Origin of the sequence: Streptomyces roseicoloratus (assembly GCF_004117935.1) — a bacterium.
Lineage (GTDB): Bacteria > Actinomycetota > Actinomycetes > Streptomycetales > Streptomycetaceae > Streptomyces > Streptomyces roseicoloratus.
The window spans coordinates 74,786-84,191 of record NZ_SDOY01000048.1; the positions used below are offsets into that span (position 1 = coordinate 74,786).

The following is a 9,406-nucleotide window of genomic DNA, read 5'->3' on the forward strand; positions in this document are numbered from 1 at the left end:
CATGCCGGTCCGGACTGTGCCGGTCCTGGCCGTTCGCCCGGCCTGAGCCCCTGCCCGCCTGCCCGGCTTGAGCTCCTGCCCGTCTGCCCGGCTTGAGCTCCTGCCCGTCTGCCCGGTCCGCCCGGGTCGGGCAGCGGCCGCCCATGCCGGGACCGGGGTAGGCTGCCGGGGATCGGTCGCCGACAGGGGGAGAGGAACCCACCGTGCACGTGCAGGAGTGGCTGGAGACGATCCCCGCGGTCGCCGTCTACGCGCTGGTCGGTGTGGTGATCGGCCTGGAGAGCCTGGGCATCCCGCTCCCCGGTGAGATCGTCCTCGTCAGTTCCGCGCTGCTCGCGTCCCAGCACGGCGAGATCAATCCGTACGTCCTCGGCGCCTGCGCCAGTGCCGGAGCCGTCATCGGCGACTCGATCGGCTACGCGATCGGCCGCAGGGGCGGGCGGCCCCTGCTCACCAAGCTCGGGAAGAAGTTCCCCAAGCACTTCAGCGAGGCCAACATCGCGCTGGCCGAGCGCTCCTTCCAGAAGTGGGGCATGTGGGCGGTCTTCTTCGGCCGCTTCGTCGCGCTGCTGCGGATCTTCGCCGGTCCGCTCGCGGGCGTGCTGCGGATGCCGTACTGGAAGTTCGCCGTCGCCAACGTCTTCGGCGGCATCCTGTGGGCGGGCGGCACCACGGCCGTCATCTACTCCGTCGGCATCGTCGCCGAGGCCTGGCTCAAGCGCTTCTCGTGGCTGGGCCTGGTGCTCGCGGTGCTCTTCGGTCTGGCGTCGATGCTGATCCTGAAGAGCCGGGCCAAGAAGGCCGCGGCGACCATGCGGGCGTCGGAGCCCGCGGACTCCGCGGCACCCGCCGAGACCACACCCGCCCAGCCCGCCCAGTCCGCGTAGTCCGCCCGGCCCCCACCGCTCCCGCGGTCGGGCAGGAGCCCGTCCCGCCGGCGGGACGGGGCCGCCGCCGCGGAGGCGACGGCCACGGGCCGGGCGGCGCCGACGCGTGAGGCCCGGCTACTCCCCGAACGCCTCCGCGTGGCCCTTCGCCAGGTGCAGGTACATCTCGGCGTTCAGCTGGATGCCCGCCTGTTCCTCCTCGGTCAGGGGCCGCCGCACCTTCGCCGGCACGCCCGCGACCAGCGATCCCGGCGGCACCTCCATGCCCTGCGGCACCAGCGCCTGGGCCGCGATCAGCGAGCCGGCGCCGATCCGCGCCCCGTTGAGGACCGTGGCACCCATGCCGACGAGCACGTCGTCCTCGATCGTGCAGCCGTGGACGGTCGCGTTGTGACCGATGGTCACCCGCGCGCCGATCGTCACCGGGAAGCCCGGGTCGACGTGCACGGTGCAGTTGTCCTGGACGTTGGCGTCCTCGCCGACCTCGATCGGACCGCAGTCCGCCCGCAGCACGGCGTGGTACCAGACGCTGGCGCGCGGACCGAGGGTGACCTCGCCGAGCACCACGGACGTCGGCGCCGTGAAGGCCGTCGGGTCGACCCGCGGCTCCTTGCCGCCCACCGCCTTGATCAACGCCCCGGACACGTCCGTCACCTCTGCCATCGTTTCGCTCCTGCTTCGCTGAATCCGTGAATCCGTCGGTCGCGCCTTCCGGCGAAGCGTAGCCGCGGCTCATGACGGACATCACAGCGCACCGCACTGATCAGCGCGGACACCGCCGACTACGGTGTCCGGGTGCCCCGGAACCGAAACACGTTCTCCTCGCTGACCGCCTGGCGGCGCCGCGTCGTCGCCCGCGCCCTGCAGAGCGGCTGGCGGAGGATCCAGCAGGCGGGCGCGATCACCGCCGAGCACCAGGGCAGGCTGCGCTTCCGCGCGCTCGGCGAGGGCACCCGGCTGGCCTTCCCGCAGGGCACGGTCTTCGGAGAGCCGTGGATCGAGATCGGCGCGTGCTGCATCATCGCCGAGCAGGTCACGCTGACCGCGGGGATGCTGCCGGATCTCGACCTCGGCCAGGACACCGTGCTGACCCTCGGCGACGGCGTCGTCCTCGGCCGCGGCAGCCACGTCATCGCCGACGCGCCCATCACCATCGGCTCCGACACGTACTGCGGGCCGTACGTCTACATCACCTCGACCAACCACAGCTACGACGACCCCGACGTGCCCGTCGGGCGCCAGTGGCCCCGCTCCGAGCCCGTCGTCATCGGTCCGGGCTGCTGGCTCGGCACCGGTGCGGTGATCCTGCCCGGCGCCCGGCTCGGCCGCAACGTCGTGGTGGCCGCCGGGGCGGTCGTGCGGGGCGAGGTCCCCGACCATGCGGTGGTGGCGGGCGCGCCGGCGAAGGTGGTCCGGTCCTACGACCCGGAGAAGGGCTGGCAGCCGCCCCTGCGCACGCCCGCCCCGACCCCGCTCCCCGACGGCGTCACCCCGCAGCAGCTCGCCGCGCTCGCCGCCCTGGAGGAGTCGGAGCTGAACGCCCTGGCGGAACTGGAGCGCTGAGCGTCCCGGCGGAGCGGTCCGTCGTTCCGGGCGAGGACCGCGGCGACCGCGTACCAGAGCAGCGGGCCCGCCTCGCCGAGGGCGCCCGTGGCGAGCACGACGGTCCCGAGGACGAGGACGAGGACGAGGGCGAGGGCGAGGACGGCGACGCCTTGCGACACCCCGACGACGGTCAGCGCGGGGAAGCGCCGGGTCGGCAGTCCGCCGCCGAAGTCGGCGAGTCCCCAGAGGAGGCTGGTACCCAGGGCGAGCAACGCCGTCAGAGCCGTGATGGGGGTGGTGCCTCGCAGTACAGTGCAGTGAACAATCGGGTGCACCACACGGTAGTTCAGTCTGTTGGACTCTGTCATTCACTATATTGGACGGTACGTGTCGGACCTCGACCAGCTCACCCAGTCGCTCGCCCGTAACCTGAAGCGCTGGCGCAACGAGCGCGGCTTCACCCTGGACGCGCTCGCCGCCCGGGCCGGGGTCAGCCGCGGCATGATCATCCAGATCGAGCAGGCCCGCACCAACCCCAGCGTCGGCACCACCGTCAAGCTGGCCGACGCGCTCGGCGTCTCGATCACCACCCTGCTCGACTACGAACAGGGCCCGCACGTCCGGCTCGTACCGCCGGAGCAGGCCGTCCGCATGTGGTCCACCTCCACCGGGAGCCACACCACCCTGCTCGCCGGCACCGAGGCCCGCGGGCCGCTGGAACTGTGGCACTGGACGCTGATGCCCGGTGACGGCAGCGCCTCCGACCCGCATCCCGACGGCACCACCGAACTCCTCCACGTCACGGCGGGCACCCTCACGCTCGTCGTGGACGGCGAGGACCACCTCATCCCGGCCGGAACCTCGGCCGTCTTCGAGAGCAACGTGCCGCACGCCTACCGCAACGCGGGCGCGGAGACGGTGGAGTTGACGATGGCCGTCTCCATCCCGCCCGCACGCTGAGACGAACGGACGCACGGAGCAAGCGACTTGTTACGGTGCAGGTCATGCGCGCACCCATCGGAGACTTCGACGTCCGCCCCGCTCCCGACTGCCTCGACCTGCTCACCGAACCCGTGGCCGCGGCCGTGCGTGACTGGAACGGCACCGTCCCGGCCGAGGAGATCCTCTACGCGGACACCGATCCGGCCATCGCGGACACCGCCGTCTTCGTCGAGCACCACGGTCAGCGGCTGCTCGACGAGTCCGCGAACTGCGTGATCGTCGCCGGCAAGCGCGGCACGACCACCACCCTCGCCGCCTGCGTCGTCCGCTCCGGCACCCGGGTCAACATCAACGGGGTCGTCCGCCAGGAGCTCGGCGTCCGCAAGGTGCGCTTCGCGCCCGTGGAGACCGCCACCGGAGACACCGGCATGGAGTACGGCGGCATCACGCCCATCGGCCTCCCGGCCGGCTGGCCGGTCCTGGTGGACGCCGCCGTCGTCGACACCGAGTGGGTGCTCGTCGGCAGTGGCCGCCGTCGAGGCAAGCTGATCCTCCCGGGCAAGGCCTTCGCCCAGCTGCCGGGCGCCGTCGTCCTGGAAGGCCTGGGCATCAGCCCCGAGCCGCAGGACTGAGCGGCCCTCCGGGAAGCCCGCGCCGCGCGAGCGCGAGCGGCACCCGGCCGCCCGGGCCGCCGTCACACGCCGTCGACCGAATCGCCGTGCCGGTGGGCGACCCGCCACGCCCCGCCCTCGCGGCGGTAGAACTGCGTCACCCGGAGCGTGTAGCTCGTGGGCTCGCCGTGGACGGAGACGGACGTGCGCTCGAAGCCGGCCGTCCACGCCACGTCGCCCACCACGTCCCAGGCCCGCGGCTCGAACGCGTACGACGTGCAGTCCGAGAAGGTCTCCGCGAGGTGACCGAAGAGCTCGTCGACCTCGCGCAGCCCGAAGGCGTCGCGCCAGGCACCGAACACGCTCACCGGCTCCTCGCGTGACCACAGCGCCCGGCGCGGGGCCGGGTCGCCGTTGTGGATGGCCAGCTCCGCCGCGTACAGGTCCGACGCGACCCAGGCCAGGAAGTCCTCGCGCTCGCTCATGGCGCCATCGAAGCGCCCCTCCGGCCCGCCCGCCTCCCGGCCCCGGCAGGCGGGTGAGCCGCCGGAGGGCTCCGCGGGCGGGCGGGCGGCTCCGGGGACCGGCGCGCGGATCAGCCCAGCTTCGGGATCTCGATCGCGGGGCAGCGGTCCATGACCATGTCGACACCGGCCGCCCGGGTCCGGGCGTACGCCTCCGTGTCGATCACGTCCAGCTGGAACCAGACCGCCTTGGCGCCTATCGCGACCGCCTGGTCCGCCACGGCGCCCGCGAGGTCGCTGTTGACGAACACGTCGACCACGTCGACCGGGAACGGGATCTCCGCCAGCGTCGCGTACCCCCGCTCCCCGTGCACCGTCTCCGCCTTCGGGTGGACCGGCACGATCCGCTTGCCGAAACGCTGGAGCGTGGCCGCCACCCCGTACGCCGCCCGCGAGCGGTTGCCGGAGAGGCCCACGACCGCCCATGTGTCGCCGCTCTCGGTGAGGATCCGGCGGACGGTGTCCGCCTCGGTCCCGGCGGTCCCGGACTCGACGCTCATCCCACTCTGCCTTCCGTGAATCGACTGGTCCTCTGGTGAACGATCCGTGACCCTCGGTCATTCCCCGCCCGGTCCGCCTCCGTCACGGACCACCGCGGGTGCCGACGGGTCCGCGCGGGCGCATAGGCTGGCGGGATGCAGGAGCAGTACCGCACGCTCGCGGCCGAGGGCGTCCACGAGACCGAGGTCAACCGATCGCGCTTCCTCTGCGCGCTGTCGCCCGTCGCCACCGAGCAGGAGGCGCAGGACTTCGTCGCCCGGATCCGCCGGGAACACCCCACCGCCACGCACAACTGCTTCGCCTACGTCATCGGCGCCGACGCCTCCGTGCAGAAGGCCTCCGACGACGGCGAACCCGGCGGCACCGCCGGCGTCCCCATGCTCCAGATGCTGCTGCGCCGCGAGATGCGCTACGTCGCCGCCGTCGTCACCCGCTACTACGGCGGCGTGAAGCTCGGCGCCGGCGGCCTCATCCGCGCGTACGGCGGAGCGGTCGGCGAGGCCCTGGACGCCGTCGGCACCGTCACCCGGCGCCGCTACCGGCTCGCCACCGTCACCGTCGACCACCAGCGGGCCGGGAAACTGCAGAACGACCTGCGGTCCACCGGCCGGCACGTGCGCGAGGTGACCTACGGCGCCGCCGTCACCATCGAGATCGGCCTTCCCGACGCCGACGTGACGGACTTCACGGCCTGGCTCGCCGACGCGACGGCCGGCGAGGCGACCCTCGAGCTCGGCGGCGAGGCGTACGGCGATGCCTGAACCGGTCCGCCGCACCGCTCCCGCGGACTCCGGCCGCTCCGTCCGCCACACCGTCCCGGGAACCTCCGGTCCTTCCGCGGCCTCCCGGGTTCGGACCGGTTCCGGCGTTCTCGCCGGTCCTGTCGTACCCCACCGATACGCTCAGGGATCATGAGGCTTCTGCACACCTCGGACTGGCACCTGGGACGCTCGTTCCACCGGGTCGGCCTGCTCGACGCCCAGGCCGCGTTCCTCGACCACCTGGTGGCGACGGTGCGCGAGCGCGAGGTGGACGCCGTCCTGGTCGCCGGCGACGTCCACGACCGGGCCGTGCCGCCGCTGCCCGCCGTCGAGCTGTTCGACGCCGCGCTCCACCGGCTCGCCGAGGCCGGCGTGCCCACGGTGATGATCTCCGGAAACCACGACTCGGCCCGCCGCCTCGGCGTCGGCGCGGGCCTCATCGACCGCGCCGGCATCCACCTGCGCACCGACCCGGCCGGCGTCGGCACGCCCGTCGTCCTCGCCGACGCCCACGGGGACGTCGCCCTCTACGGCCTGCCGTATCTGGAACCCGCCCTGGTGCGCGACCGGTTCGGCGTGCAGAAGGCCGGGCACGAGGCCGTGCTCACCGCCGCCATGGACCGGGTCCGCGCCGACCTCGCGGCCCGCCCCGACGGCACCCGCTCCGTCGTCCTCGCCCATGCCTTCGTCGCCGGCGGCCAGGCCAGCGACAGCGAGCGCGACATCACCGTCGGCGGTGTCGCCGCCGTGCCCGCCGGCGTCTTCGACGGCGTCGACTACGTGGCCCTCGGCCACCTCCACGGCAGCCAGACCCTCACGCCCCGCGTCCGCTACTCGGGCTCCCCGCTCGCCTACTCCTTCTCCGAGGCCGACCACCGCAAGACCATGTGGCTGATCGAGCTCGGGGCGGACGGCGCCGTCGACACCGCCGAGCGCGTCGACTGCCCCGTGCCCCGGCCGCTCGCCCGGATCCGCGGCCGTCTCGACGACCTCCTCGCCGACCCCGGCCTCGCCCGGCACGAGGAGTCCTGGGTCGAGGCGACCCTCACCGACCCGGTGCGCCCCGCCGAACCCATGGCCCGCCTCGCCGCACGGTTCCCGCACACCCTCAACCTGGTCTTCGACCCCGAGCGCGCGCACGACGACCCGGACGTCTCCTACGCCACCCGGCTGCGGGACCGCAGCGACCGGCAGATCGCGGAGGACTTCGTGGCCCACGTGCGCGGCGGCGCCGGACCCGACGGTGCCGAACGGGCCGTCCTGCACGGCGCCTTCGACGACGTCCGCGTCGACACGGCCGAGCGCGAGCGCGAGGTGGGCCGGTGAGACTCCACCGCCTCGTCGTCACCGCCTTCGGACCGTTCGGCACCACCCAGGAGATCGACTTCGACACCCTGTCGTCCGCCGGTCTCTTCCTGCTCCACGGCCCCACCGGCGCCGGCAAGACCTCCGTCCTCGACGCCGTCTGCTTCGCCCTGTACGGCACCGTGCCCGGCCCCCGCCAGAGCCCCGGCTCCAGTCTGCGCAGCGACCACGCGCCCACGGGCACGTCCACCGAGGTCACCCTCGAACTCACCGTCGCCGGACGGCGCCTGGAGATCACCCGCAGCCCCGCCCAGCGGCGGCCCAAGCTCCGCGGCACCGGCTTCACCACCGAGAAGGCCCAGAGCCGGCTGCGCCAGTACGACCCGGCCGGCGGCACGTGGCAGGACCTCAGCCGCTCCCACCAGGAGATCGGCGAGGAGATCACCCAGCTCCTCGGCATGAGCCGGGACCAGTTCTGCCAGGTCGTCCTGCTGCCCCAGGGCGACTTCGCCCGCTTCCTGCGCGCCGACGCCGAGGCCCGCGGCACGCTCCTCGGCCGGCTCTTCGACACCCGCCGCTTCGCGGCCGTCGAGGACCGGCTCGCCGAACTGCGCAAGGCCGCCGAGCGCGAGGTCGCCGCGGGAGACGAGCGGCTGCTCGCCCTCGCGCACCGGATGGCCCAGGCCGCCGGGCCCGGCTCCCCGGGCGCCGCCCCCGTCGAGGAACGCCCCGGCGAACCCGGCCTGGCCGAAGCCGTCCAGACCCGCGCCGCCCTCGCCCGCAGCGACGCCCGCGAAGCCCTCGACATCGCCCGGCTGCGGCTCGCCACCGCCGAACGGCGCCGGGCCGAGGCCCGCGCCGCACTCGACGCCGCCCGCGACCTCGCCGACCGGCAGGCCCGGTACGCCGACGCGGTCCGCCGCCAGGAGGACCTCGCCGCCCGCCGGCCGCAGCGCGACCGGTGGCAGACCGCCCTCGACCGCTCCCTCAAGGCCGACCGGGTCGCCCCCGCGCTCGCGCTGCGCGAGGACGCCGAGCGCGCCCACCGCGCCGCTGACTCCGCGCGCGACCGGGTCCGCCGGGAGCTGCCCGCCGCGCACGCCGAGGACGGAGCCGAGCAGCTCTCCACCATCGAGCGACGCCTGCGCGAGGAGCTCGGCGGACTCGAGGCCGCCCGCCGCGCCGAGGCCCGCAGCACCGAACTCACCGCCGAGCGGGCCCGCCTCGACCGGGAAGCCCGCGCCGACGAGGACTTCCTCCAGGACGCCGCCGCCTGGCTCGCCGGCTGGGAGACCCGCCGCGCCGAACTCAGGCGACAGCTCGAGGCCGCCCAGGAGGCCACCGCCCGCGCCGAACAGCTCGCCGGACGCCTCGAACCCGCCCGCCGCCGGCTCGCCGCCGCCCGCCGCCGCGACGAGCTCGCCGCCGAACTCACCGGCGCCCGCGATCGGCTGACCGCCGCCCGGGAGCGGCGCAACGAGGCCCACGAGCACTGGCTCGACCTCAAGTCCCGCCGCCTGCGCGGCATCGCCGCCGAACTCGCCGCCGCCCTCGAACCCGGCGCGCCCTGCCAGGTCTGCGGCTCCGCCGAGCATCCCGATCCGGCCCGCGCCACCGCCGACCACGTCGACCGAGCCGCCGAGGACACCGCCTACGCCGACTACACCCGCGCCGACGAGGCCCGTACGCGCGCCGAGACCGCCGTCGCGGCGACCGCCGAGGCATGGGAGGCCGCCCGGGCCGAAGCCCGCGCGGGTCTCCGGCGGCCCGAAGCCACCGCCGACGCGGTCGATCCCGCACTCGGTGAACTCGCCCACGAGGCGGACGAACTGGCCCGGGAGAACGCCGAGGCGCACGCCCTCGCCGCGCGGACGCACGCCGCGCGGGAGGCGCTGGCCCGCGCCGAGCGGGAGCACGAGGAGCGGGGCGCGGCCCAGCGGGAGGCCGAGCAGCGGGTCGCCGCGCGGACCTCGCGGCGCGAGACCCTGGAGCAGCAGCAGGCCGCCCTGGAAGCGGAACTGGCCGCCTCCCGGGGCGAGGCCGGCAGCGTCGCCGCGCACGCCACGCTCCTGGAGCGGCGGATCGCGCTGTTCACGGAGGCCGCCGAGACCGTGCGGACCGCCGAGGCCGCCGCGCGCGGCCTGAAGGAGGCCGACGACCGGCTCGCCGACGCGGCGTTCAAGGCCGGCTTCGCCACCCCGGCCGAGGCCGCCGCCGCCCTCCTCGACGAACCGGAGCGCCGTGCCTGCCAGCAGGGCGTGGACGCCTGGCAGGCCGAGGCCGCCGCGGTCGCCGACCGGCTCGCCGAGCCCGCCACCGCGGCCGCCGCG

The 9,406-nt window shown here is 74.7% G+C and carries 10 protein-coding genes and 1 pseudogene; 7 read left to right on the forward strand and 4 right to left on the reverse strand.

Translation table 11 applies throughout. From position 1 onward, the window contains the following. Positions 1-203: 203 nt before the first annotated feature. On the forward strand, positions 204-887 hold the full coding sequence (locus ESG85_RS03950; protein WP_128976599.1) for a DedA family protein: 684 nt from the start codon (positions 204-206) through the stop codon (positions 885-887). A 117-nt stretch (positions 888-1,004) separates the two neighbouring features. Here the strand turns inward: ESG85_RS03950 and ESG85_RS03955 are convergent, their stop codons facing one another. Beyond that, complete coding sequence (locus ESG85_RS03955; protein ID WP_128976600.1) at positions 1,005-1,550, reverse strand: gamma carbonic anhydrase family protein; 546 nt, start codon at positions 1,548-1,550, stop codon at positions 1,005-1,007. A gap of 132 nt (positions 1,551-1,682) precedes the next feature. On the opposite strand from ESG85_RS03955, the gene ESG85_RS03960 reads away from it, so the two are divergent. Then, positions 1,683-2,450 (forward strand): acyltransferase, encoded by a 768-nt coding sequence (locus tag ESG85_RS03960; RefSeq protein ID WP_128976601.1) that lies wholly within the window; start codon positions 1,683-1,685, stop codon positions 2,448-2,450. 29 nt (positions 2,451-2,479) lie between these two features. On the opposite strand, the pseudogene ESG85_RS37100 reads toward ESG85_RS03960, so the two are convergent. Continuing rightward, positions 2,480-2,713: pseudogene (locus tag ESG85_RS37100) on the reverse strand (hypothetical protein); the annotation flags it as partial. Positions 2,714-2,819: 106 nt separating this feature from the next. On the opposite strand from ESG85_RS37100, the gene ESG85_RS03970 reads away from it, so the two are divergent. Both ESG85_RS03970 and ESG85_RS03975 read left to right on the forward strand, forming a co-directional pair. Then, the gene (locus tag ESG85_RS03970) at positions 2,820-3,392 is read left to right on the forward strand and encodes a helix-turn-helix domain-containing protein (protein ID WP_128976602.1); all 573 of its coding nucleotides are present in this window, start codon (positions 2,820-2,822) and stop codon (positions 3,390-3,392) included. A gap of 44 nt (positions 3,393-3,436) precedes the next feature. Then, positions 3,437-4,006: a YbaK/EbsC family protein gene (locus ESG85_RS03975; RefSeq protein WP_128976603.1), complete on the forward strand. Its 570-nt coding sequence runs from the start codon at positions 3,437-3,439 to the stop codon at positions 4,004-4,006. A gap of 62 nt (positions 4,007-4,068) precedes the next feature. Here ESG85_RS03975 and ESG85_RS03980 read toward each other — a convergent pair whose 3' ends face one another. Continuing rightward, complete coding sequence (locus tag ESG85_RS03980) at positions 4,069-4,470, reverse strand: nuclear transport factor 2 family protein (RefSeq protein WP_128976604.1); 402 nt, start codon at positions 4,468-4,470, stop codon at positions 4,069-4,071. Between the two features lie 110 nt (positions 4,471-4,580). Continuing rightward, positions 4,581-5,009, reverse strand: coding sequence for a CoA-binding protein (locus ESG85_RS03985; RefSeq protein ID WP_128976605.1), 429 nt, complete (start codon positions 5,007-5,009; stop codon positions 4,581-4,583). Between the two features lie 135 nt (positions 5,010-5,144). On the opposite strand from ESG85_RS03985, the gene ESG85_RS03990 reads away from it, so the two are divergent. The 3 genes from ESG85_RS03990 to ESG85_RS04000 all read left to right on the forward strand — a co-directional run. Next, positions 5,145-5,771, forward strand: coding sequence for a YigZ family protein (locus ESG85_RS03990; RefSeq protein ID WP_128976606.1), 627 nt, complete (start codon positions 5,145-5,147; stop codon positions 5,769-5,771). 150 nt (positions 5,772-5,921) lie between these two features. Further along, on the forward strand, positions 5,922-7,097 hold the full coding sequence (locus tag ESG85_RS03995) for an exonuclease SbcCD subunit D (RefSeq protein ID WP_128976607.1): 1,176 nt from the start codon (positions 5,922-5,924) through the stop codon (positions 7,095-7,097). Beyond that, the coding region (locus ESG85_RS04000; RefSeq protein ID WP_164986155.1) for an AAA family ATPase at positions 7,094-9,406 on the forward strand (2,313 nt) is incomplete at its 3' end. The genes ESG85_RS03995 and ESG85_RS04000, both read left to right, overlap by 4 nt.

What these genes read in the sequence shown, in the direction of transcription:
- ESG85_RS03995 (WP_128976607.1), top strand. Translation starts at nt 5,922, where the DNA reads ATGAGGCTTCTGCACACCTCGGACTGGCACCTGGGACGCTCGTTCCAC.
- ESG85_RS03955 (WP_128976600.1), bottom strand. Translation starts at nt 1,550, where the DNA reads ATGGCAGAGGTGACGGACGTGTCCGGGGCGTTGATCAAGGCGGTGGGC.
- ESG85_RS03975 (WP_128976603.1), top strand. Translation starts at nt 3,437, where the DNA reads ATGCGCGCACCCATCGGAGACTTCGACGTCCGCCCCGCTCCCGACTGC.
- ESG85_RS03980 (WP_128976604.1), bottom strand. Translation starts at nt 4,470, where the DNA reads ATGAGCGAGCGCGAGGACTTCCTGGCCTGGGTCGCGTCGGACCTGTAC.
- ESG85_RS03990 (WP_128976606.1), top strand. Translation starts at nt 5,145, where the DNA reads ATGCAGGAGCAGTACCGCACGCTCGCGGCCGAGGGCGTCCACGAGACC.
- ESG85_RS03985 (WP_128976605.1), bottom strand. Translation starts at nt 5,009, where the DNA reads ATGAGCGTCGAGTCCGGGACCGCCGGGACCGAGGCGGACACCGTCCGC.